Source organism: Treponema sp. Marseille-Q4132, assembly GCF_014334835.1.
Taxonomy (GTDB): Bacteria; Spirochaetota; Spirochaetia; order Treponematales; family Treponemataceae; genus Treponema_D; species Treponema_D paredis.
The window spans coordinates 657,089-679,269 of the sequence record NZ_CP060591.1 but is presented as its reverse complement, the minus strand read 5'-3'; the positions used below and the strand labels follow the sequence as shown (position 1 = coordinate 679,269).

General features: G+C 50.0%; 22 protein-coding genes and 1 pseudogene. 14 read left to right on the top strand and 9 right to left on the bottom strand.

Features of this window, described 5'->3' with window-relative positions:
- Positions 1-105: 105 nt before the first annotated feature.
- Entirely contained in the window at positions 106-744 is a 639-nt protein-coding gene (locus H9I35_RS03180; RefSeq protein WP_187420184.1) for a GNAT family N-acetyltransferase, read from the bottom strand.
- Positions 745-782: 38 nt separating this feature from the next.
- Complete coding sequence (locus H9I35_RS03175; protein ID WP_187420183.1) at positions 783-1,571, bottom strand: SDR family NAD(P)-dependent oxidoreductase; 789 nt, start codon at positions 1,569-1,571, stop codon at positions 783-785.
- Between the two features lie 496 nt (positions 1,572-2,067).
- On the opposite strand from H9I35_RS03175, the gene H9I35_RS03170 reads away from it, so the two are divergent.
- From H9I35_RS03170 to H9I35_RS03160, 3 genes are all read left to right on the top strand, one after another.
- Positions 2,068-3,525 carry a glycoside hydrolase family 3 N-terminal domain-containing protein gene (locus tag H9I35_RS03170; RefSeq protein WP_252722702.1) on the top strand — a complete coding sequence of 486 codons (1,458 nt, stop codon included), beginning with the start codon at positions 2,068-2,070 and terminating at the stop codon, positions 3,523-3,525.
- Between the two features lie 29 nt (positions 3,526-3,554).
- The gene (locus H9I35_RS03165; RefSeq protein ID WP_187420182.1) at positions 3,555-4,394 is read left to right on the top strand and encodes an RsmB/NOP family class I SAM-dependent RNA methyltransferase; all 840 of its coding nucleotides are present in this window, start codon (positions 3,555-3,557) and stop codon (positions 4,392-4,394) included.
- A gap of 106 nt (positions 4,395-4,500) precedes the next feature.
- Positions 4,501-5,787 (top strand): HD domain-containing phosphohydrolase, encoded by a 1,287-nt coding sequence (locus H9I35_RS03160; protein WP_187420181.1) that lies wholly within the window; start codon positions 4,501-4,503, stop codon positions 5,785-5,787.
- Between the two features lie 95 nt (positions 5,788-5,882).
- On the opposite strand, the gene H9I35_RS03155 is transcribed toward H9I35_RS03160, so the two are convergent.
- The 6 genes from H9I35_RS03155 to infC are packed head-to-tail and all read right to left on the bottom strand — an operon-like array spanning position 5,883 to position 8,162.
- A complete protein-coding gene (locus H9I35_RS03155; RefSeq protein WP_187420180.1) occupies positions 5,883-6,380 on the bottom strand; it encodes a DUF188 domain-containing protein in 498 nt (165 codons plus the stop codon).
- Entirely contained in the window at positions 6,377-6,679 is a 303-nt protein-coding gene (locus H9I35_RS03150; RefSeq protein WP_016520368.1) for a cell division protein ZapA, read from the bottom strand. The genes H9I35_RS03155 and H9I35_RS03150 overlap by 4 nt, the downstream gene beginning before the upstream one ends.
- Positions 6,680-7,036, bottom strand: a complete 357-nt coding sequence (locus H9I35_RS03145; protein ID WP_187420179.1) for a cell division protein ZapB — start codon at positions 7,034-7,036, stop codon at positions 6,680-6,682. It abuts the gene before it with no gap.
- A 1-nt stretch (position 7,037) separates the two neighbouring features.
- On the bottom strand, positions 7,038-7,397 hold the full coding sequence (gene rplT / locus H9I35_RS03140; RefSeq protein WP_187385526.1) for a 50S ribosomal protein L20: 360 nt from the start codon (positions 7,395-7,397) through the stop codon (positions 7,038-7,040).
- 17 nt (positions 7,398-7,414) lie between these two features.
- Positions 7,415-7,615 carry a 50S ribosomal protein L35 gene (rpmI, locus tag H9I35_RS03135; protein ID WP_016520365.1) on the bottom strand — a complete coding sequence of 67 codons (201 nt, stop codon included), beginning with the start codon at positions 7,613-7,615 and terminating at the stop codon, positions 7,415-7,417.
- Positions 7,608-8,162 carry a translation initiation factor IF-3 gene (gene infC, locus H9I35_RS03130; protein ID WP_016520364.1) on the bottom strand — a complete coding sequence of 185 codons (555 nt, stop codon included), beginning with the start codon at positions 8,160-8,162 and terminating at the stop codon, positions 7,608-7,610. Before infC ends, rpmI begins: the two co-directional genes overlap by 8 nt.
- Positions 8,163-8,399: 237 nt before the next feature.
- Between infC and H9I35_RS03125 the strand changes: the two genes are divergently transcribed.
- The 11 genes and pseudogenes from H9I35_RS03125 to H9I35_RS03075 all read left to right on the top strand — a co-directional run bounded on the left by H9I35_RS03125 (position 8,400) and on the right by H9I35_RS03075 (position 20,917).
- A complete protein-coding gene (locus H9I35_RS03125) occupies positions 8,400-9,803 on the top strand; it encodes a 3' terminal RNA ribose 2'-O-methyltransferase Hen1 (protein WP_187420178.1) in 1,404 nt (467 codons plus the stop codon).
- Positions 9,793-12,462 (top strand): polynucleotide kinase-phosphatase, encoded by a 2,670-nt coding sequence (locus tag H9I35_RS03120; RefSeq protein ID WP_187420177.1) that lies wholly within the window; start codon positions 9,793-9,795, stop codon positions 12,460-12,462. The genes H9I35_RS03125 and H9I35_RS03120 overlap by 11 nt, the downstream gene beginning before the upstream one ends.
- A gap of 195 nt (positions 12,463-12,657) precedes the next feature.
- Positions 12,658-13,926 carry a beta-ketoacyl-ACP synthase II gene (gene fabF, locus H9I35_RS03115; protein WP_187420176.1) on the top strand — a complete coding sequence of 423 codons (1,269 nt, stop codon included), beginning with the start codon at positions 12,658-12,660 and terminating at the stop codon, positions 13,924-13,926.
- 268 nt (positions 13,927-14,194) lie between these two features.
- Entirely contained in the window at positions 14,195-15,412 is a 1,218-nt protein-coding gene (gene fabV, locus H9I35_RS03110; RefSeq protein WP_187420175.1) for an enoyl-ACP reductase FabV, read from the top strand.
- Positions 15,413-15,507: 95 nt separating this feature from the next.
- Entirely contained in the window at positions 15,508-16,431 is a 924-nt protein-coding gene (pyrB, locus tag H9I35_RS03105; protein ID WP_187420174.1) for an aspartate carbamoyltransferase, read from the top strand.
- 81 nt (positions 16,432-16,512) lie between these two features.
- Positions 16,513-16,965 (top strand): aspartate carbamoyltransferase regulatory subunit, encoded by a 453-nt coding sequence (locus H9I35_RS03100; protein WP_371809464.1) that lies wholly within the window; start codon positions 16,513-16,515, stop codon positions 16,963-16,965.
- The gene (locus H9I35_RS03095; RefSeq protein ID WP_187420172.1) at positions 16,962-18,473 is read left to right on the top strand and encodes a dihydroorotase; all 1,512 of its coding nucleotides are present in this window, start codon (positions 16,962-16,964) and stop codon (positions 18,471-18,473) included. The genes H9I35_RS03100 and H9I35_RS03095 overlap by 4 nt, the downstream gene beginning before the upstream one ends.
- A 50-nt stretch (positions 18,474-18,523) precedes the next feature.
- Positions 18,524-18,970: an NfeD family protein gene (locus H9I35_RS03090; RefSeq protein ID WP_187420171.1), complete on the top strand. Its 447-nt coding sequence runs from the start codon at positions 18,524-18,526 to the stop codon at positions 18,968-18,970.
- A gap of 128 nt (positions 18,971-19,098) precedes the next feature.
- On the top strand, positions 19,099-20,019 hold the full coding sequence (locus H9I35_RS03085; protein WP_187420170.1) for an SPFH domain-containing protein: 921 nt from the start codon (positions 19,099-19,101) through the stop codon (positions 20,017-20,019).
- Positions 20,020-20,276: 257 nt separating this feature from the next.
- A pseudogene (locus H9I35_RS03080) lies at positions 20,277-20,621 on the top strand (class I SAM-dependent methyltransferase); the annotation flags it as partial.
- Positions 20,618-20,917 carry a hypothetical protein gene (locus tag H9I35_RS03075; protein WP_187420168.1) on the top strand — a complete coding sequence of 100 codons (300 nt, stop codon included), beginning with the start codon at positions 20,618-20,620 and terminating at the stop codon, positions 20,915-20,917. The pseudogene H9I35_RS03080 and the gene H9I35_RS03075, both read left to right, overlap by 4 nt.
- Positions 20,918-20,985: 68 nt before the next feature.
- On the opposite strand, the gene H9I35_RS03070 is transcribed toward H9I35_RS03075, so the two are convergent.
- The gene (locus tag H9I35_RS03070; RefSeq protein WP_187420167.1) at positions 20,986-22,107 is read right to left on the bottom strand and encodes a CobW family GTP-binding protein; all 1,122 of its coding nucleotides are present in this window, start codon (positions 22,105-22,107) and stop codon (positions 20,986-20,988) included.
- Between the last annotated feature and the right edge of the window lie 74 nt (positions 22,108-22,181).

Sequence of the window (22,181 nt, the reverse complement as noted above, 5' to 3'; positions counted from 1 at the left end):
AAGTTCTTCGTCGGAAAATAAAGAGAATTTCAAAAAGCCGTTCCGAGCGCATATCGGTAAAAGTAAAGCATAAAAAGCAGACGGGTTCCTATAAATAAATACTTTTTAATCAAAAATCTGTCCGGAAAGCTTTCGTTTTTCTTTGTCCGGAAAGCCCGCTTCGTATACTGCAAACTTATTCGGATACTCGTCGCAGGCTGAGTATCCTTTCGGTGCGGCATATTCTCCGGTAATATCGGACAGATAACCCGGAATCAATTCTTTGCAAAGAAAAAAGGACGCATCTGCTCCCTCCGGTAATCCATGATATCTGATGCCGTATGCACTCGCATAAGAAAAACCGCTCTTACCGTAAAAATCGATGTTGCCTTCAAAGCACACGGCTCCGCAGCCGAGTTCTCTCGCCTTTTCAAGGGAATAGTCAAGCAGAATCTTTCCGTAACCTTTTCGCTGTAACGCCGGCGTAATACAGATCGGCCCCATCGTCATAATCGGAATGTCATTTCCGTTGTCGGCTTTAATCATTGCTCTAACGAAGATATTTTGCCCGATGAGTTTGCCGTCCTTTTCCATCACAAAATCAAGCTCGTGAACGAATGCGGGATCATTCCGCAGCTGTTGTAGAATATAGTGCTCTTGACATCCCGGACGATATACATTCCAAAAACTTTCGCGTACAAGGTTTTCAACTTTCCGGTATTCCTCTTTCTTTTCCAAACGAATGATACAGTCGTTTTTATTCATCGGTGTTTCCTTATCGTTTTCCGCCGCCCCTTCTCATCCTATTTCCTATACGGGCGCTTCCAATGTTTGTATGTAAAGCGCGCGATCGTATAGCGGCCGAGCAATCGGCTCGCTGCGGCGAAAAGTTTCCACTTCCATGTCATGAGCGCGGTTTTCTTTCCTCGTTCCGCGCATTTTAAACAGTGCGCGACCGTTTTGTCTGCCGGAACCCCGTGCAGCACTTCTTTGCGCGCGCCGTTCGACGCGACTTCCGCGAATTCGGTGCTCACGGATCCGGGGCAAAGCGCGCACACCCGTATGCCGCGATCCCTCACTTCGGCTGCGAGCGCGAGCGTAAAGTTCAGCACGTAGGCTTTCGTCGCGGCGTAGACGGCAAAATTTCCGAGCGGCGAAAAAGAAGCGAGACTTGCCGTGTTGATGATGAGCGATCCCTTTGTCATATACGGAAGCGATACGCCGCAAAGGCCGGTGAGCGCCGTGCAGTTCAAATCTATCATATCGAGTTCGCGCATGACGTCGGTTTCCGAAAAGGGGCCGTAGGTGCCGAAGCCCGCGTTATTGACGAGTATGACGACGGTAAAATCGCCGCCTTCTTTTTCAAGCAGCTTTGCAAAACGTTCGACCCCTTCGCGTCCGCTTATGTCCATGCAGACGGCGCGGGGGACGACGCTTTTTTCCGCTTTGATTTTTTTGCAGAGCGCATCGAGCTTTTCTTTTCTGCGCGCGATGAGCCAGACTTCGTTGCACTTTTTTTGCCGTGCGATCTCAAGCGCGAATTCTTCCCCCATTCCGGAACTCGCTCCGGTGACGATGCCGATTTTTTTCATGCGTTCAGTATAAACGATAAGCGTTTTCCGGGCAATTCCGGTTTCGAATACGCGCCGAAATTTAATAAGGGGGAAAGCCTTCCCCTCGCGGCTGTTCAAAAACTTCAGTTTTTGGACAGATTCCTTGATTTTATATGCGACGTTTAAAATTAAGTCATTATAATATAAAGACTTAATTTTAAACTCGACAGGCTGTCGAGAAAGTAACCGACTTTTGAGACAGCCCCTACCCCTTCCAGCGGGGACACCCCGCAACGCCCCGTTTGTGCCGATTTCAGCGCGGGAAACTTCGCGCTGACGCGCTCGTTGCAAGCGGTGAGGGGAACTTCGCCTCATTTTGCACTCCGCTTTCAATGCACGGCACGGATGCCGTGTCGCATCTTAGCACAGCAGCCGCGTATTTTTGCGTAAAGCAAAAATACGTTAGTGAGGGGTACACGGATGTACCCCGAACGAACTCTTGCGGTATCCTCCAAAAAGGCATATACTCCGTTGTATGCGGAGTGTACGGAACGTTGTCGCGTTTTTTTTGATTGCAGCTTTTGTTTTTACTTCGTGTTCCGTGTCCGAAAGACGGCAAATGCGGCGCGAGCGGGTTATGAGAGAGTGTGCGCGCGTTGTGCATGAAGATGCCGTCCGCACGCTTACTGCAAAACGGGATGCGCTTTTTTCCTATGTTGCATCCCTTACGATCGAAGAAAAAGCCGCCCAGCTCTTTATGGAAAACCTCGTCGGCGACGATGTCTTCACTCCTGTCGAATGGACCGATTCTTCGCGCACTAAAGCGCTCATGCCCGGCGGCTATATTTTCTTTTCATACAATATCGCCGATACTCCTGAAAAAATTATTAATTTTACCGATTCGATTTTTTCGTACTGTTCTGCACACGGCTGCATTCCGCCGTACTTCGCCCTCGATCAGGAAGGTGGAGACGTATGCCGGCTTAGGGCGGTTTCCGGAAAGCTCCCCGCAAACGGAGCCGTCGCCGAAACGTTTTCCGTTTCGGACGCGTATCGACTCTATTCGCTGCAGGCATTGCAGATGCGGCTGCTCGGCTTTACCGTCAATATAGCGCCTGTCGTTGAAACGCGTACCGAATCGAACGAAGCCTTTATCGGAGATCGAAGTTTCGGCGATGCGTCGAGCGTAGTCGCATACGGAACGGCGTCTCTCAATGCGCTGCAAAATAACGGTGTCGCCGCGGTGATAAAACATTTTCCCGGCAACACGAATACCGACCCGCACACGGGTTTGCCCGAAATCGATATTACCGAAGAAGAATTTAATAAAACGGTTCGCTATCCGTTTTCCCGCCTTGTCTCTCGCGGCAGCGCAGGCGTACTCATGTCGCACGCCCGCGTTTCCCTTGCCGATCCCCGCACTCCCGCATGTCTTTCGCGTATTTGGATAGACGATAAACTTCGCGGCGAGCTCGGATTTAAAGGTCTCGTGTTTTCGGACGATATCTTTATGGCGGCTCTTGCGGAAAACGGCTATCCTCCGGAGCGTGCGGCGCTTTCGGCGATCGAAGCGGGCGTCGACGTGATTATGATTTCCGAAAAAAAGTTTGCACGCCAACATGCGCTGCTCGTCTCGCGCGCGAGGGAAGATGAAGACTTTGCAAAGCGGATCGAAGAGTCCGCACGCCGCGTTATCGATTTTAAAATCGAACGGGGTATTCTCTCGCTTGAAAAAAGAGACGGCGTTTGGCGTGTCGTTCAAAATTCCGCAGTACCGTACGCAGGATCTGTCTCTCAAAGCGTAGGTACTTTGCCGTACGTCGCTACTGCCTCTCAAAGTACGGACGCACTTAGGTACGGCGAAGAGAGGCGGGCGAGGGCGGAAGCCTTTCGAATCGCAAAAAAAGAAAACGATGTTTTTGTCGCCGAAGTGTATTCCGGTAAGTGCACACGGGTATCGGAAGCGGATACCGATCGAAATGCAAAACTCTAGCGGAAAGCGATGCATGGACGGAGCGCGATATGCGGAAAGATAGAGAAGCGCAAAAACTTTCGGGAAGGGCGGGATTCGAAGCGTACTATTCGGCGCTGTACGGAGAGCGATGGCCGAAAATAAGAGAAGCGCTTTCGGGCGATGTCCGCTATGCGGCGTGGAACGCGGGCGGAAAGGAGCCGTATTTTCTCGATGCCGCAAGCGTTTTGGCGGCTTTTTCGCTTCCGCTTTCAGGCGCCCATACGCTTCTCGACCTTTGCGCCGCTCCCGGCGGAAAAACGCTCGTCCTCGCATCGCTTATGGAAGAGGATGCAATGCTCGTTGCAAACGAGCGTTCCCGTGAGCGCTGCCGGAGACTCAAGCGCGTCCTTGAAAATTGTCTTTGCGAAACCGTTTTTGCGCGCGTAAAGGCGAGCTTGTGCGACGGTGCGAAAATGTGCCTCGACGAAAACGCGCGTTTTGACCGCATCCTGCTCGACGCACCGTGTTCGTCCGAGCGTCACGTTTTTACCGATGCAAAATACCTTGCCGAGTGGACTCCTTCGCGGATAAAAACTTCGGCAATCGCTCAGTGGGCTCTGTTGTCGTCGGCCTACCGTATGCTGAATCCTGAAGGTTATATCCTTTATTCGACGTGCGCTCTTGCTCCGGCCGAAAACGACGGCATCGTAGAGCGGCTTTTGAAAAAATTCGATACGGCAAAAATCGCACTCGATGCCGTTCCACGCGAAAGACAAAGGCTCCTGCCGTTTTGCGATACGCTTTTTCCCGAAGCCGAAAAGACAAAATACGGTTTTCATGTTCTGCCCGACGTACAAAGAGGCGCGGGGCCGATATATTTTTCTCTGATTCGAAAAACGGTATTATGATTTATATATTATAAATTTACATTGTATTTTATTTTAAACGCCGATATAATAAAGGGGAGGGGGAGTAAGCGGATTTGTATTCGATATCGTAATAGGGAAACTGCGCATGAAACGGTCCAAAAAAAGTGTTGTACAAAAAGAGCAAAAGCTGCAGAAAATTTTTGAACTTGAAAAAAAACTTGAAGAAATCCAAGATATCGATGTCCTTCTCGAACGGATTCTTACCGAAACGCGATCCATCGTCCGTGCCGATGCGGGTTCCATCTACGAAATCGAAGACGGTAAACTTCGTATAAAATACGCGCAAAACGATACGCAGCTGAAAAAACTCAAACCCGGAGAAAAGCTTCCGTATCTTTCGTTTTCCGTTCCGATCAATGAAAAATCGATTTCCGGTTATGTGGCGCTGTCGGGAGAGCCGGTCAACATTCAGGATGCGTATCGGATTCCTGCCGATAAGCCTTATGTTTTTAATAAAGCAAACGATATCGAAACCGGATATCACACAAAATCGATTTATACGCTGCCGCTCAAAATGCAGTCCGGAAAACTGCTCGGCGTCATGCAGCTCATAAACGCACAGGACGAATCGGGAAAACTTATCGGCTTCGATGAAGACGCGGAGCTTTATATTACGCACTTTGCGTCGAACGTCCGACAAGCGCTGCAAAATACGTATCAGACGAATTTGATGGTGCAGCGCATGCTGAAGATGGCCGAGCTTCGCGATCCGAAAGAAACGTATCCGCACGTTATGCGCGTCGCCGAAAATTCTCTTGAAATCTACGACCGCTGGGCATTCGATCATAATATTCCCGAACATGAAAAACATTGTTTCCGCGACTGCTTGAAAATAGCCGCAAAATTTCACGACATCGGCAAAGTCGGCATTCCCGATGCGGTGCTTCACAGTCCGAAGCGCTACGGTCCGAACGATAAAAACCGCGCCGTATTGAAAAGTCATACGTGCATCGGTGCGCAGATTTTCGGAGACGGTTCTTCCCAGCTCGACTCGATGTGCCGCGACGTTGCGCTCCATCATCACGAAGCGTGGGATAAATCGCCGTCGGGTTATCCCGGCAATGTCGATTACCGCACGTATAAAATAGGCGAGCCGCTTCCTCCTGCGGAAGCGCTGGGAGGGGATGCGATCCCGCTCGCCGCTCGTATCATAAGCGTTGCCGACGTGTTCGATGCGCTCAGTCATCGCCGCTCGTATAAAGACGCGTGGCCTCCCGAAAAGGCATTTGAAGAGATCGAAAAAGGAGCGGGTACGCAGTTCGACCCTGAAATCGTCGCGGCGTTTTTGCAGGTAAAAAGCCGCATTTCGGCCATCCTGCTCGCATATCCCGACGAAGAATCGGCTCCTGAAAATCACGGAGAATCCGTTTAAAAGTATTTGACTGCCGAGATCGTAAAATCGAATATAACGCCGCTGTAAAAAGCATACGTCTTCGACTGCAAATATTTTGCGAAAAGCCGTATTGTTTACAGCAGCGAGAGCGATCGATCGCGGATCAATTTGATTATCTCTTTATCGAAACATGCGGCAAAAAGTGCGAATTCTTTTTTGCCGTAGACGTTTTTTTTGTTTCCGGTAAGCCCCGCTTCTGCAAGCTGCATATTGAAATTTCTGTCGGCAAGCTTTTTTTTTGCGCTTTCTTTTGTGTACGACATACCTCGGTCGTTTAATACGCACAAGTCCCGTTCGGCAAGCTTTGCTGCAAGCGGAATGTCGCGCGTGACGATCATGTCGCCTTTTTCCGCACGGCTTGTGATATAGTCGTCGGCCGCGCCGGGCGTGTTTTCGCAAATGACGCTTTCGAAAGATAATTTTTTATCGATTAATAATTTTTCATCGACGGGAACGGTGCGGTTTGCGACAAAGCTGACGGCAAGTGAAAGATCCGCCGCTTTTTTAATAATATAATCGCGTACCGCTCGGGGACAGGAATCGGCATCCACCCACACATGCACGGGTTTCACTCGAGCGCCTTATCGATCCTGTCTATCATGCGGAGCGTGAGACGTTCGGCTTCTTCATCGTCGGTTTCCTTCGTTCCGTTTAAGAGTTTTGCATTTTTCGATTTTTCTTTATATAATTCGTCGACAAGCGTGATGCCGCTCATGATCGCTATTTCGACGGGCTTGGTCAAGCCGCCCGTTTTTTTTACTTCTTCGGTGATGCGTTTATAATAGCCGAGCAGTTTTTCAAGGTAAGCCGATTCTTCGTTCGCTTTGATCGCAAAAGAAGAACCGAGCAGGTCGATTTGGAGGGAACCCATTTAGAAGATATCGAACTGTCCGTCCGCTTCGGATTTTTTCGGTTCGTCGGCAGTGACGGGCGCGCTCTCGTGCGCTTTCGGACTTAGAGGAGCTTTTACAGCGGAGGCTGCGCTTCCGGCTCTCAGTACGGAATTTTCGATTGAATTGAGCCGGTCGAGCGCTTTTAATATGCCGTTTTCGATCTTGCTCTGATCCTGTTCGATAGAGGAAAGCCGCTCCGATTTGTCGGCAAGCGCATTTGTGAGCTCGGCACACTTGGTGCGCAGAGCATCGTTTTCCGACTGCAGCTGTGAGATTCTTTCCACAGCGCTTTCCACTTTTCGTTCAAGAAGAAGAATCTGATCGAGCGATATCATATTATGCCTTCAGTGCGTTCTTTGCGATGTCCACGACTGCTTTGAACGCCGCGGGATCTTCGATTGCCATATTTGCAAGTGCTTTTCGGTTGATTGCGACACCTGCCTTGGTACAGCCGTCGATAAAGCGGGAGTACGAAAGCCCTTCGTCGCGGACGGCCGCGTTGATACGTGCAATCCACAGCGCGCGGAAATTGCCCTTTCTGTCGCGTCTGTCGACATAGGCGTGGCGCAGCGCTTTTACGACCGCGTCTTTTGCGGCTTTGAAATTCGATTTTCTGTCGCCTCTGAAACCCTTTGCAAGCTTTAGGATTTTGATGCGGCGGTTTTTACGTTTTGATCCGTCTATTGCTCTTGACATGTTTTAACTCCTAAAGATCAGCCGTACGGCAGCATCTGCTTTCTTACTTTTTTAGCAGAGTCTTCGGCCATAATTCCTGCAGCGCGGAGCTGGCGTTTCCGTTTTGAAGAACGCTTGGTGAGAATATGGCGGAGGTTCATTTTTTTGTACTTGACTTTTCCGCTGCCGGTAAGCGAATAACGCTTGGCGGCGGACTTTTTCGTCTTCATCTTAGGCATTCGATTTTACCTCACTTGTTGTTTTGGCCTTTCCCGAAATGATCATCGACATAAACTTGCCTTCCATAGCGGCCGGTTTTTCGACGACGTATGCGGAAGTAAGCCTTTTCAGAACTTCCTGCAGGACTCCGTATCCGAGTTCGGTGTGAGCCAATTCTCGTCCGCGGAAGCGGATCGTGATTTTGACTTTATTGCCTTCGTCGAGGAATTCCTGCACATGCTTGGCTTTCGTGTCAAGGTCGCCCGGGCCGATTTTCGGCTGCATACGGATTTCCTTGAGCTTTAATACCTTTTGGTTTTTCTTGGAGTCTCGGAGCTTTTTTTCCATTTCAAACCGGTATTTGCCGAAGTCGAGTATTTTGCAGACCGGCGGGTTCGCGTTTGGCGAAACTTCAACAAGGTCGAGGTCCTCATCCCTAGCCATTCTGAGCGCATCAATCGTAGGTACGATTCCTTTTTGATTACCCTCATCATCTATTAACCTGATTTCCCGTACGCGGATTTGTTCGTTAATCCGTAAGCCCTTATTGTTGTTAGTATAGGCCAACTATCCTCCCTGTGTCTGAAAACACGTCTACCATGTAATGTAATCGATATTATATAATAATATATATCGAAATGTCTAGTGCTCGATTGTCAAAGATATCGGATAAAAAGAGGATACGCACGAAAATACGCGTTGATTGCAAGCCGTTTTTCTTTTGTATATAATTAAGCTTGTTCAAATAAGCACAATTTTTGGAAATTTCCAATACGATTGCATAAACATCAAAACGGAGCGGATATGTTGCTGACGATAACGGCTGAAGGAAATAACGCCGAAGCTTTAAGTTTTCTGTTGCATAAGCACCCCGACAAACTGCAGACGGCGAAGCTGTCGGTCGGCAAGGTGTATATTTTTTACCCCGAATACGGAAAAGAAAAAGCGACGGCGGCCATCCTCTTGGATATCGATCCCGTCGGCATGGTGCGTAACGCAAAGAATTTTGCGGGAAAAGATTTTTTACTCGGACAATACGTCAATGATCGTCCCTATGTCGCTTCTTCATTTATGAGTACGGCAATTTCAAATGCCTTTTCAAGTGCCTTAAACGGAAACTGTAAAGAACGACCGGAATTCGTCGATCTGCCGCTTTCATTAACGGCAAAGATCTCCGTGCTGCCGGCTCCGCACGGCGGGGAAGTCTTGATTAAAAAGCTCTTTGAACCGCTCGGCTACACGGTCGAAGCGAAGCGGCATCCGCTTGATACGCAGTTTCCCGAATGGGGATACGGAAAATATTTTACCCTTACGCTCAAAAACAAACTGCCTTTAAAGCAATTACTGTCGCACCTGTATGTTTTGATTCCCGTTTTGGATAACGAAAAGCATTATTTTATCACGCAGGATGAAGTCGATAAGCTGCTTCGAAAAGGAAAGGGCTGGATCGAAGGGCATCCTGAAAAGGAAATCATCGTCTCGCGATATTTGATCAATTTAAAATCGCTCGTACGTTCCGCCATTGAAGTGCTCCACGCAGAAGAAAGCGGCGGCGATGAAAGCGAAACAGCCGACGAAGCGCCTGCACGAAAAGAAAAAAAAGAACGTCTGCACGACGTGCGTTTAAAGCTCGTTGCCGAAAAAGTGCGTATGAGCGGGGCGGCAAGCGTTATCGATTTAGGCTGCGGCGACGGCAAATTGCTGAAGCTGCTTTTAAAAGAAAAACAATATACGCGTATTGCCGGTACCGACGTTTCATATTCGGAATTGACAAAATGTAAAGAAAAACTGCATTGGGAAGAACTGCCTGCCAAGCAGCGCGAACGGCTTTCATTATTTCAAAGTTCGCTTGCCTATCGGGACAGGCGTTTCGACGGGTTCGATGCCGCAGCCGTCGTTGAAGTGATAGAACACCTCGATCCGAACAGATTGCCAGCACTGGAAAAATCGATCTTCATGTATGCCAAGCCCAAGACAGTCGTGCTTACCACCCCGAACAGCGAATACAATGTACGTTATGAAAATCTGCCGGAGGGAAAAATGAGGCATAGCGATCATCGCTTTGAATGGACGCGGAAAGAATTCAAAGCATGGGCGGAAGAGGTTGCTCGTAAAAACAATTATGCCCTTGCGTTTTTTCCGGTCGGCGAAGAAGAGGAAAGTATAGGAGCGCCGTCGCAGATGGCGGTATTTACATATGGAAATTAATATACCGAAAACGGCCTTGGTTCTGCTCGTGGGAGTTTCGGGTTCGGGCAAGAGCAGCTTTGCGAAAAAACATTTTGCAAAATATGAAATCGTTTCTTCGGATACGTGTCGCGGAATTGTTTCCAACGATGAAAACGATCAGACCTCTTCGCGTGATGCTTTTGATCTGTTTCATTTTATCATTTCAATGCGGCTTAAAAACGGCTTGCTCACCGTTGCCGATGCGACAAATATTCAAGCCGACGCACGGAAAAAATTACTCGATATAGCGCGTTCTTTTCACGTTCTTCCCGTCGCAATCGTTTTCGATATGCCGCAGGAGCTGTGCGAAAGCAGAAATGCGGCGCGTACGGACAGAACCCTTTCCGCCCATGTCATCAGGCGGCAGATGCAGGATTTTAAGCGTTCCTCCAAAAGCTTAAAAAAAGAAGGATTTAAAAAGCTGTATGTTTTTAAGTCCGAAGGCGAAGTCGACGCCGTTACATCGATCGTGCGGGAAAAATTATACAACGATAAAACCGAACTGCACGGCCCATTCGATATCATCGGAGACGTGCACGGCTGCTATGAAGAGTTGGTTGCGCTTTTGCAAAAACTGCATTATGCGATAGAACCGACGGCCGATGACGGAACAAACTTCGGATTTAAAGTAAGCCACCCCGAAAATCGTACGGTTATTTTTTTAGGCGATTTGGTCGACAGGGGACCCGCTTCTCCGGCCGTATTAAAACTCGTTATGAGTATGGTGCGAGGCGGGACGGCACTCTGTGTTCCGGGAAATCACGATATGAAGCTCCAAAAGAAACTGAACGGAAAGACGGTACAGGAAAAATACGGTTTGGCCGAAACGCTTGAGCAACTTGAAGGAGAATCCGATGCATTTAAAAGCGACGTAAAAGAATTTTTATACGGCTTGATCAGCCACTATGTATTGGATTCGGGCAAACTCGTTGTCGCTCATGCAGGCCTTAAAGAGGAAATGCAGGGACGCGGCTCAGGGGCGGTGCGTTCGTTTTGCCTGTATGGGGAAACTACCGGCGAAACGGATGAATTCGGTTTACCGGTGCGGTACAACTGGGCATCGGAATACCGCGGCCGCGCAAAGGTCGTGTACGGTCATACGCCCGTCATCTCCGCCCAGTGGCTCAACAATACGATCGATATAGATACGGGCTGCGTGTTCGGCGGTTCGCTCACGGCGCTGCGTTATCCCGAAGAGGAACTCGTTTCGGTAAAAGCGCAAAAGATATACTGCAAACCGGTTAAACCGATTGAATCGATAGGATTCGGAACGGCGAATGCGTTGGAAAACGAAAAGGCGGAGCGAGGAAATGCGCTTTCGTCGGAGACAGAGACGGCACGCGCAAACGGCGACAGCCATGCCTCTATAACGCTTCAACATCAGGATGATGATGTCCTCGACATAAAAGACGTTACGGGACGGCGTATCGTTCAGACGCGACTTAAAAACAATATTTTAATTCGGGAAGAAAATTCCATCGCCGCCCTTGAAGCGATGAGTCGTTTTGCAGTTAATCCCAAGTGGCTCATCTACCTGCCGCCGACCATGTCGCCGAGCGAAACGAGTACGCTCGACGATTTTTTGGAATACCCGCTCGAAGCATTTGCGTATTATAAAAATCGCGGCATCCGAACAATAGTTTGCGAAGAAAAGCATATGGGTTCACGAGCCGTATTGATTATCTGTCGGGATGAACGGACTGCCGAAAACCGATTCGGTATTGCAGACGAAGGTTTCGGTATTTGCTATACCCGTACGGGGCGTAATTTTTTTAACGATAAGGAAATCGAAAAAGCGTTTTTGGAAAAAATACGCGATGCGTTGACCCGTTCCGGTTTTTGGGAAAAACACGATACCGACTGGGTGTGCCTCGATACCGAACTCATGCCGTGGTCGGCAAAAGCGCAAAGCCTTATTCACGATCAATATGCCGCAACCGGATCTGCGGCGCTCAACGCGCTTTCGGAAGCGGAAGAGGTTTTACGTTTAACGGCACTGCGCGGCATTGAAGGTTCTCGGGAATTGCTGCATACGTTTTTAGGAAAGAAGGAGTCGGCGGAAAAATTCGTTTCCGCGTACCGAACCTATTGCTGGGAAGTTTCAAGCGTAGACGATTATAAACTTGCACCCTTCCATATTTTGGCAACTGAGGGATCCGTCCATTCCGATAAAAATCATCAATGGCATATGGAGTATATAGCGGAGATATGCCGTGCGGACTCAACTCTTTTTAAAATGACTCCGTATAAAATCGTGCATTTGGAAGACGAATCGGAAACAAACGATGCGGTAACATGGTGGCTTGATTTGACCGGTAAAGGCGGAGAAGGTATGGTGGTAAAGCCCTATGATTTTATCGCATACGGTAAGGACGGCTCCATTTTGCAGCCTGCCGTTAAATGCCGCGGAAAAGAATATCTTCGCATCATCTACGGCCCGGAGTATTGCGAAAAAGAAAATCTTATTCGCCTGAAAAAACGCGGGCTTGCAAAAAAGAGAGCGCTTGCAGTACAGGAATTTGCGTTGGGGATCGAAGCTCTCGAACGTTTTGTCAAAAAAGAACCGCTCAGGCGCATTCACGAAAGTGTCTTTGCCGTTCTCGCAACGGAAAGCGAACCGACTGATCCGCGGCTGTAATCATTGCGATCTGCACGGTTGCGTAATTTTTTTTAACGAATAGTATGCTGCTTTTATGTATTTTTTTTTAATTGTTTTCATGCCGATATCGTTCGCATGGTATCTTATGCATAAAAAAGATTGCGTTGTCATAAGATAATGCGTGTATGCAATCCGCTTATTGAATAAAAATGCCATACCTTGTACACTGACTCAATGGATATTCAATCACGAAGACGTGTAGTCATTACGGGTTTGGGTGCCGTCACTCCGCTCGGAAACGATGTCGCATCGACATGGGCGGGCATTAAAGGGGGCAAAAGTGGCATCGGGAAAATTACCCTTTTCGATGCTTCCGATTATCCCGTAAAGATTGCAGCTGAAGTAAAAGATTTTTCACTCGACGCGTACGGTTTGGATCATAAACTCGTACGCAAAATGGCGCGGTTTACGCGCTTTCTCACGGCCTCTTCTCTGCAGGCCATTCGCGATGCGGGCTATGACGAATCGTCTTTCGGGGCGGATGCCTCGGGCATCGTAAACGGCGTCGGTATCGGCGGCTACGACGCGATCGAAGACGGTTTTAAAAAATACTGCGATCCCCGCTTCGGCGTGAGCCGGCTTCCGCCGCTTACCGCTCCGATGATGCTGCAAAACGAAGCTGCCGCGAACGTCAGCATGCTCCTCGGCGTACACGGCCCCGTATGGACGCTTTCGACGGCTTGCGCTTCAGGTACCGATGCGATCGGTCTTGCTTCCGATTTGATTCGAAGCGGAAGGGTGGACGTGTGCATCGGAAGCGGCACGGAAGCGTGCATCACGGGATTCAGCATCGGCTGCTTTCAAGTGCTGCAAGCGCTCGCTTCTTCGTTCAACGATTGTCCGGAAAAGGCGAGCCGCCCCTTCGATAAAACGAGAGACGGCTTCGTTATGGCCGAAGGAAGCGCCGCCCTCGTGCTTGAAGAACTCGAACATGCGAAAAAGCGCGGTGCGCGCATCTATGCGGAAATCGGAGGCTACGGATCGTCGAGCGACGCCTACCACATAACCGCACCTACTCCCGACGGTTCGGGGGGAGCGCTTTGCATCGAGCGCGCTTTTGCCGACGCGGGTATGCAGCCTTCTTCGGTTCAGTATTACAATGCGCACGGTACGTCGACGCAGGCGAACGACGAAACGGAAACGAAAATGATAAAGCGCGCTTTCGGAGATCACGCATATACATTGGCGGTGTCATCGACGAAGAGTATGACCGGGCACATGATCGGAGCTGCGGGTGTTATTGAAGCGCTCTTTTGCGTCAAAGCGATCGGAGACGGTTTTGCACCTGCGACGATGAATCTCGACGAACCCGATATCGAGCACGGCTGCGATTTGGATTACGTTCCGAATAAAGGCCGGGAAATGCGCATCGATGCGGCGGCGAGCGTATCGCTCGGTTTCGGCGGACACAACGGGTGCGTCATCGTTAAGCGGTACGAATAAAGAAAGACGGAAGTTGATTCGAAGTTGTAAAAGTTTTTATGAGAGGTACGATAAAAAGCATCGGCTGAAATAGCGCCTCCGCTTTTTATCTCGAGTTTGCGCGTATGTTTGCGGAAACTGTGTATGCGTATCGTTACGATAAAAATCGTATGCGTACGGGTATACTGTATTTTGCAAACTCGATTATATAACGTATGCGCTTTCGCGCACGGCTAAAAACTTTTTCGGATGTTAAAACATCCTGCAAAAGTTTTTATGAGAGGTAGTTATGATTATTAAACCGATGGTTCGAAGCAGTATCTGTATCAACGCGCATCCCGTAGGCTGTGCAAAAGAAACGGAAAACGAAATCGCGTATATCAAGACGCAAAAAACGAAGCGCGGCATCAAGGGTGCAAAAGAAGGCGGGGCGGGACCGAAAACCGTACTCGTGCTCGGCTGTTCGACGGGATACGGACTTGCGAGCCGCATCGTCGCCGCATTCGAATACGGAGCCGACACGATCGGCGTTTCTTTCGAAAAAGCGGGAACGGAAACGAAGGGCGGCACGCCCGGCTGGTATAACAATGCGGCTTTCGACCGCGCGGCGAAAAAAGAAGGACTTGCATCCGTTACGCTGAATGCAGACGCTTTTGCCGACGAAACGAGAGAGAGCGTCATCGACGAAGTGAAAAAACTCGGAGCCAAATTCGATTTAATAATTTACAGTCTTGCAAGTCCCGTGCGCACCGATCCCGATACGAAAGTACTCTATAAATCGGTAATCAAGCCGCGCGGAAAACCCTACAGCGGAAAGTGCATCGATATTATGACCGAGACGCTCAAAGAGTCGAGCGCGGAGCCGGCGACGGAAGAAGAAATCGCAAGCACGATCAAAGTAATGGGCGGAGACGACTGGAGACGCTGGATCAAACAGCTGTCCGATGCGGGCGTACTCGCACAAGGCTGCCGCACGATCGCGTATTCGTACATCGGACCCGAACTCAGTCATGCGATTTACCGCGACGGCACGATCGGCACTGCAAAGCTCGATTTGGAAAAAGCTGCGCTCGACTTGGATAAAGAGCTGAAAAACTCGGTCGGCGGAGGCGCGTACATTTCCGTCAACAAGGGACTCGTCACGCGTTCGAGCGCGGTTATCCCGATCATATCGCTGTATCTGTCGATTTTATTTAAAGTGATGAAAGAAAAGGGAACGCATGAAGGCTGCATCGAACAGATGGAGCGCCTCTTCGCCGAACGGCTCTATACGGCCGACGGTACGGTTCCGACCGACAGCGAGCATCGTATCAGAATCGACGATCTCGAACTTGCGGACGACGTGCAGAAAAAATGTCTCGAAAGCATGAAGTCGGTAACGCAGGAAAATCTCCGCGAGCTCTGCGACCTCGAAGGCTACAAGCACGACTTTCTCGCCGCAAACGGGTTCGATATCGCGGGCGTCGATTACGATAAGGATGTCGCGCGCATGGATACGATCGATTGAACGGCGCTTGATGCCGATGGAAATTATTAATTAATAATACCGCTCCGTCTTTTGTGCCGAGCGCAAAAGCGGGGCGTAAAGAGCGGAGGATTTGCATGTTGGAAGGGCGCCACCTTATAGAGCCGGATGATCTTTCCGTCGAAGAGATCGATGAAATCTGTTCTCTTTCCGAACAGATGATCGTCGATCCTGCAGCGTTTCAAGATGTGTGCCGCGGGAAAATTCTCGCGGCTCTTTTTTTTGAACCGAGTACGCGAACGCGTCTTTCCTTCGAAGCGGCGATGCTCCGTCTCGGAGGGGCGGTCGAGGGGTTTTCGGATGCGCAGTCGAGTTCTTCTGTAAAAGGAGAATCTCTTTCCGATACGATCCGCGTCGTATCCTCTTATGTCGACGTCATCGCGATGCGCAGTCCGAAAGAAGGTGCGGCGCTCCTCGCTTCCCGCTTTTCGTCGTGTCCTCTTATAAACGCGGGCGACGGCGGACACTTTCACCCGACGCAGACGCTCACCGATTTGGTGACGATACGGGAGCTGCGCGGCGGTTTTGAAAATCTTACCGTAGGCTTTTGCGGAGATTTGAAATTCGGACGCACCGTGCACAGTCTCGTGCAGGCGATGTGTCGCTATAAAAATAATAAATTCGTGTTTATCAGTCCGAGCGAACTTGCGATCCCCGAATACATGCGGGAAAGCGTACTCGATGCATCCAGCGTCAAATACGAAAGCGTACGTCGCCTCGAAGACGTTATCGATACGATCGATATCCTCTATATGACGCGCGTGCAAAAAGAGCGCTTTTTCAACGAACAGGATTATATACGATTAAAAGACAGCTATATCCTCGACAAAGCCAAGATGAAGCTTGCGCGCCCGGATATGATCGTGCTTCATCCGCTGCCGCGCGTAAACGAAATAGCGCCGGAAGTAGACGACGATCCGCGCTCTGCATATTTCAGGCAGGTGAAGTACGGCATGTATGCGCGCATGGCGCTCATTGCAAAATTGACGGGCTGTCTATAGGACGGTTTTAAAAATTCGGTCGGCTTTTTAAGCGATCTTAAATTGCGGTCTTTCGGGTTCCCGATACAAGCGGAGGCGGTGATGAACGTAACGGCGATTAAAAACGGTTTGGTGATCGATCATATCAAAGCGGGAACGGGCTGGCGCATTTTCCGCCGGCTCGGCCTCGACGCTTCTCCTTTTACGTCGGCGCTCATCATGAACGTGCCGTCGCAAAAGAGCGGCAAAAAAGATATGATCAAAATCGACAATATCATCGATATCGATTTTTCGGTGCTCGGTTTTATCGATCCCGATATCTGCGTCAATATTATTAAAGATGAAAAGGTCGTTCGGAAAATCAATATGGCGCTTCCGCCGCGGGTGCAAAACGTATTCCGCTGTAAAAATCCGCGCTGCATCACGGCGAGCGAAAATTTCGTTCCGTCGACCTTTTTGCTCGTCGACCGCATAAAAAGATTGTACCGCTGCGAATACTGCGACGCGCTTTATACGGCAGGTGAAGACGGAAATCCCGTGGAGGCAAAATCGTGACGCGCGCTCTTCTTTTTTACAATGCACACCTCCTCGACGAAGCGATCGACACGCCCGGAGCGCTGCTTGTCGTGGACGATAAAATCCGCGCGGTCTATACCGGCTATTTTACGAATAAAAAAACGACGGAAGCTCTCGCGCTTTCCGTGCTCGCCGAAGACGGCTACGAGCAGACTTCAGTCGAATACGTCGACGCGCAGGGGCTCACGCTCATGCCCGCTTTTATCGATATGCATGTGCACTTGCGTTATCCGGGGCAGACGCAAAAAGAAGATTTGACAAGCGGTTTGCGCGCCGCTTGTGCCGGAGGCTTCGGTACCGTCGTTGCGATGCCGAACACGACTCCCGTCGTTTCCTCTCAGATGAGCGCGCTCGAAATCGACCGGGAAGCCTCCTCGCTCGCTCTTGCCGGCGTGATACAGTCGGTGAGCATCACAAAGGATTTCGGAGGCACGAATACCCGACACATCGAAGAGCTCGACGCATCCCGCGTGCCGCTTATCACCGAAGACGGAAACGATGTCGCATCCGCTTCCGTCATGCTCGACGCTATGACAAAAGCTTCCCGCCGCGGCATCATCGTAAGCTGTCACAGCGAAGACGCATCGCTTGCCGCCGCGGCAAAAACATATCGACATGAAGCGCTCAAACTGATGGAAGCCTATCACCTTGCCGCGTGGGGAGCGGACGACGACGATGACGTTCCCGACGAAGTGCTCGACAAAATCGCGAGCCTTTTGACAAAGGCGAACGATTTGCTTGCTCTTGCGGAAAACAGCGCGACGATCCGAAATATCATGATCGCTCGCGAAGCGGGGTGCCATGTGCACATCGCACATGTGAGTACTGCTGCCGCTCTCGATGCCGTGCGCAGCGCAAAAGAATCGCTTTCGGACGATGAAGAGGACTACCTCGCCGACGAAGCGGACGCCGCCTACGAAACTTTTCTCGACGGTACGCGCTATGTCCCCGAAGCGAGGGAAGAAAAACGTTTTCGCGTTACCTGCGAAGTCACTCCGCATCACTTGGCTCTCTGCGGTACCGACGAACCTTTTATACGCGCGCTCGTAAATCCGCCGCTCAGGAGCGAAGACGACAGAGTCGTGCTTCTCGAAGGGCTCCGCGACGGTACGGTCGATGTCATCGCGACCGATCACGCGCCGCATACGCTCGAAGACAAAGTCTCAGGCAGTCCCGGTTTTACGGGGCTCGAAACGGCTTTTGCGGTGTGCAATACCGTCCTCGTTGCAAGCGGTCAGCTCGGAGCGAAGAGATTATCGGCTCTCATGTCGGCAAATCCCGCGCGCATCCTCCGTCTCAATAAAGGCGTACTCGCTCCCGGTTTCGATGCCGACATCGTATTTGTCGATCCCGAAGAAAAGTGGACGGTGGACGCGAACGCCTTTTTCAGTAAGGGGAAAGCGACCCCTTTCAACGGCCGGGAACTCGTCGGCAAAGTAAAAGAGCTCTTTGTCGCAGGCAGGCGGGTATTCGGATACTCCGACTGATTGTCTTTTGAAAATATACAAAAAACTTTTTTTATGTTATATTTATAAGTATGCCGATGCTTATTTTAAATAATTTGCCGTGGTTGTGGCTTATCGTCGTTATCCTCTGTATCGTCATCGAATCGCTTACGATGGCGCTCACGACGATTTGGTTTGCGTGCGGAGCGTTTATGATGATCTTTTTGTCACTCGCGCCGATCCCGTTTAAATGGCAGCTTTTTATTTTCACCGCTCTTTCGCTTGTGCTGCTTATCTTTACGCGGCCGCTTGCGGCAAAAAAACTCGCAAAAAGAATGCCGACGAACGCGGACAGCCTTATCGGTAAAAAAGTGCTCGTTACGGAACGCATGACGGAGTTCGATAAGGGTGCGGTAAAAGCGCTCGGCATTGTGTGGACTGCGCGATCGGAAAGCGGCGAAACTATCGAAAAAGGGAAGGAATGCAAAATCGTGAGACTCGAAGGCAATACCGCCGTCGTCGTTCCCGAAAAAGAATGAGCGCAATTAACACGCTCACGGCTTTCGGTGTGAACCGGCAAACGAAGTTCCTGCCGAAAGCACAGCTTTATTTTGAAATGTTTTCGAAACATGCCGTTCAGGTTAATTAATAAATTCTTGGAGGAATTATGAACTTATATGTTGTCATCGCATTGGTTGTCATCGTCATGGTGCTTGTCATCACGAATATTCAAATCGTTCCGCAGGCGAGAGCTTTCGTGATCGAGCGGCTCGGTACGTATATTGCGACGTGGCAGACGGGTTTGCATGTAAAGACGCCGTTTATCGACCGCGTCGCAAATAAAGTGTCGCTCAAAGAACGTGTGCTCGATTTTCCGCCGCAGCCGGTTATCACAAAAGATAACGTTACGATGAAAATCGATACCGTCGTCTATATGCAGATCACCGATGCGAAACTGTATACCTACGGCGTCGAAAATCCGATGCTCGCCATAGAAAATTTGAGCGCGACGACGCTGCGCAATATTATCGGAGAGCTGGATTTGGATGCGACGCTTACGAGCCGCGACGTCATCAACACCAAGATGCGCTCGATACTCGACGAAGCGACCGATCCGTGGGGTATCAAAGTAAACCGCGTCGAAGTGAAAAACATCATGCCGCCGGAAGCGATCCGCGAAGCGATGGAAAAGCAAATGCGCGCCGAACGCGAACGGCGCGAAAAGATATTGATCGCCGAAGGACAAAAGCAGTCGGAGATCCTCGTCGCCGAGGGACAAAAACAGGCGCGCATTCTCGAAGCCGAAGCGCAAAAGCAGGCGACGATCTTACATGCGGAAGCCGAAAAAGAAGCGCAGATCCGAAAAGCCGAAGGCGAAGCTCAGGCGATCCGCGAAGTGCAGCAGGCGACGGCAGCAGGATTACAGATGATCAAAGACGTGCGCATCGACGAAGCGGTCGTGAAGCTTCGCAGCCTTGAAACGCTTGAAAAAGCCGCGAACGGACAGGCGACGAAAATCATCGTGCCGGCGGATTTTCAAAATCTTGCGGGCGTAGTATCGGCGATCGGTGAAATAGGGAAAAAGTAATCGACGGTTCCGCTGCCGCGCGTGGAATCGCAAACGGGCGGGAGGCGTGCAAAAGGCGCCGCCCGAAAGCCGATTGTTTTCAGGCTGTCCGTGCGGATAAGCGCCGTTTACGCACCGTGCTCATGCGCTTCGATCGTGGGCTGCGGCAATATTTACGGAAGGGTGAAGCAACTATGGTAAAACGGAAAGTAAAAATCGAAAAAAATACGGTACAGGAAACGCTTGTCATTCCGTAGTACGGAAAAGCATGGGCTGTCCGTAATTATCCCGATATCTTCAAAGATACCGATTGCGAAGCGCTTATGGCCGCTCTCGATTACGATTTTTCCGTGCTGAAAAAGAAAGAAAAAAGCATCGCGATGAAGCTCGGTTCCCTTGCCACAGCGATGAGACAGTACGCGCTTGCGCAGGAAGTAAAAGAATATTTGAAAGATCATCCGAATGCGCTCATCGTCAATATGGGCTGCGGTTTGGATACGACGGGACATCTGGCGGACAACGGGACGTGCCGCTTTGTCAATGTGGATTTCCCGAACGTCATCGAAGTGCGTGAAGCTCTTATTCCTTCGGGCGAGCGTGAAAAAAATTGTTTTGCGCTATGACCGAGTGTTTTCCCGGTGCAAGGCTTGCGTTCGACGCTCAAAATCGCAAAGGCATGGAACTCGATCTGAAAGCGATCAAAGCGTCCGGAATCGATATCGGAACGAATTTTTGTCTCGACGATCCGGAAAAGGAATTGCACGGCTGGAGCGCTCATTTCGTTTCCGTGCGGAAAAAGGGAATGATGGCGGGATATATGAAGAGCGTCAAACGTTTCAGAATGCTCTATAGACTTTTGGCAGCCTATTCCGATAAAAGCGGTATGTCACAGCTCGATGTTATCGAATTCAAATCGTAAAAATAAAGCGCGGTAAGGGAACTGTCCGAACGCCGAATTTTTCGGACAGCACCTTACGCTTCGGTTTTTCAATCCGCGAGAACTTCGTCGAGTTCTTTTGAAATTTTTTCTTTGTCCAAATTCTGTCCGATGATGCAAAGCTTTATCATTCGGTCGCCGACTTTCGCGTCCCAATCTTTTTTCATCTGCGGATTTTCCGCGAGCACTTGTTCCTGTTCCGCTTTCGGGCACGCGGCAAGCCATGCTCCCGAGTACCCCGCTTGGATTTGGCGGCCGCTCGTTTCGAATACCCACGCCATATCGGGTTCGTCTTTGAACCACATAATGCCTTTGCAGCGGATAATATTTTTCGGCCAGCGATTCGCGTAAGAATCGAGCTTTACACGGTCGAAAGGTTTTCGCCTCGTATAGATGAACGTGCTTATGCCGTATTCGTCTTCGTCGCTTCCGCTGTCGCCTTCTTCTTTGTGGTGATGGTGTTCGCCTTCTTCTTCCTCTTCTTCGATTGCGCGGCACCAGCCGGCGCTTCCGTATACTTTTTCAAAATCGAACGAACCCGTTCCCATGATGTCTTCGACCTGCACTTTGCCGTTTTGCGTTTCGATGATCTTTACGTTCGGATGGATCGTGTTGATGACGGCGCGGACTTTTTTCAATTCGGCTTCGTCGACCAAATCGATTTTATTAATTAATAATGTCGAACAGAATTCGATCTGCTGGACGAGCAGAGATTCGATGTCGTCTTCTTCTTTTTCTTTGAGCAGCGCATCTCCGCCGGAAAATTCGTCGACGAGGCGCTTCGCGTCGACGACTCCGACGACATTGTCGAGTTTGCCGTTTGAAATCGTTTCGAGTTCCTGGGCGATCGGCATGGGTTCGCACACGCCGCTCGCTTCGATCATGATGTAATCGTATTTGCCCGTTTTAATAAGATTTTCGATGTTTTGCGCGAGCTGCGTTTTGAGCGTACAGCAGATGCAGCCGTTGGTGAGCGGAACGATACTGCTCGTGTCGGTTATCTTCGCGCCGTCGGCGATGAGTTTCGCGTCGACGTTTACTTCTCCGATATCGTTTACGATGACGGCGACTTTATAGCCTTTTTGATTGGTCAGGACGTTATTTAAAAGCGTCGTTTTTCCCGCTCCGAGGTATCCGCACAGGAGCGTAATCGGTGTCAATTTTTTTTCCATGATAATATCCTTATCGCTATAATATAATGAAAAAACGAAAAAATGACAAATACGGTTGTCCTTCTTGCATATAA

Excerpts from the sequence above, each read along its gene's own strand:
- H9I35_RS03180 (WP_187420184.1), bottom strand. The coding sequence starts at position 744 with ATGAATAAAAACGACTGTATCATTCGTTTGGAAAAGAAAGAGGAATAC.
- H9I35_RS03175 (WP_187420183.1), bottom strand. The coding sequence starts at position 1,571 with ATGAAAAAAATCGGCATCGTCACCGGAGCGAGTTCCGGAATGGGGGAA.
- H9I35_RS03170 (WP_252722702.1), top strand. The coding sequence starts at position 2,068 with ATGCGGAGTGTACGGAACGTTGTCGCGTTTTTTTTGATTGCAGCTTTT.
- H9I35_RS03165 (WP_187420182.1), top strand. The coding sequence starts at position 3,555 with ATGCGGAAAGATAGAGAAGCGCAAAAACTTTCGGGAAGGGCGGGATTC.
- H9I35_RS03160 (WP_187420181.1), top strand. The coding sequence starts at position 4,501 with ATGAAACGGTCCAAAAAAAGTGTTGTACAAAAAGAGCAAAAGCTGCAG.
- H9I35_RS03150 (WP_016520368.1), bottom strand. The coding sequence starts at position 6,679 with ATGGGTTCCCTCCAAATCGACCTGCTCGGTTCTTCTTTTGCGATCAAA.
- H9I35_RS03145 (WP_187420179.1), bottom strand. The coding sequence starts at position 7,036 with ATGATATCGCTCGATCAGATTCTTCTTCTTGAACGAAAAGTGGAAAGC.
- rplT (WP_187385526.1), bottom strand. The coding sequence starts at position 7,397 with ATGTCAAGAGCAATAGACGGATCAAAACGTAAAAACCGCCGCATCAAA.
- rpmI (WP_016520365.1), bottom strand. The coding sequence starts at position 7,615 with ATGCCTAAGATGAAGACGAAAAAGTCCGCCGCCAAGCGTTATTCGCTT.
- H9I35_RS03125 (WP_187420178.1), top strand. The coding sequence starts at position 8,400 with ATGTTGCTGACGATAACGGCTGAAGGAAATAACGCCGAAGCTTTAAGT.
- H9I35_RS03120 (WP_187420177.1), top strand. The coding sequence starts at position 9,793 with ATGGAAATTAATATACCGAAAACGGCCTTGGTTCTGCTCGTGGGAGTT.
- fabF (WP_187420176.1), top strand. The coding sequence starts at position 12,658 with ATGGATATTCAATCACGAAGACGTGTAGTCATTACGGGTTTGGGTGCC.
- fabV (WP_187420175.1), top strand. The coding sequence starts at position 14,195 with ATGATTATTAAACCGATGGTTCGAAGCAGTATCTGTATCAACGCGCAT.
- pyrB (WP_187420174.1), top strand. The coding sequence starts at position 15,508 with ATGTTGGAAGGGCGCCACCTTATAGAGCCGGATGATCTTTCCGTCGAA.
- H9I35_RS03100 (WP_371809464.1), top strand. The coding sequence starts at position 16,513 with ATGAACGTAACGGCGATTAAAAACGGTTTGGTGATCGATCATATCAAA.
- H9I35_RS03090 (WP_187420171.1), top strand. The coding sequence starts at position 18,524 with ATGCCGATGCTTATTTTAAATAATTTGCCGTGGTTGTGGCTTATCGTC.
- H9I35_RS03085 (WP_187420170.1), top strand. The coding sequence starts at position 19,099 with ATGAACTTATATGTTGTCATCGCATTGGTTGTCATCGTCATGGTGCTT.
- H9I35_RS03075 (WP_187420168.1), top strand. The coding sequence starts at position 20,618 with ATGACCGAGTGTTTTCCCGGTGCAAGGCTTGCGTTCGACGCTCAAAAT.
- H9I35_RS03070 (WP_187420167.1), bottom strand. The coding sequence starts at position 22,107 with ATGGAAAAAAAATTGACACCGATTACGCTCCTGTGCGGATACCTCGGA.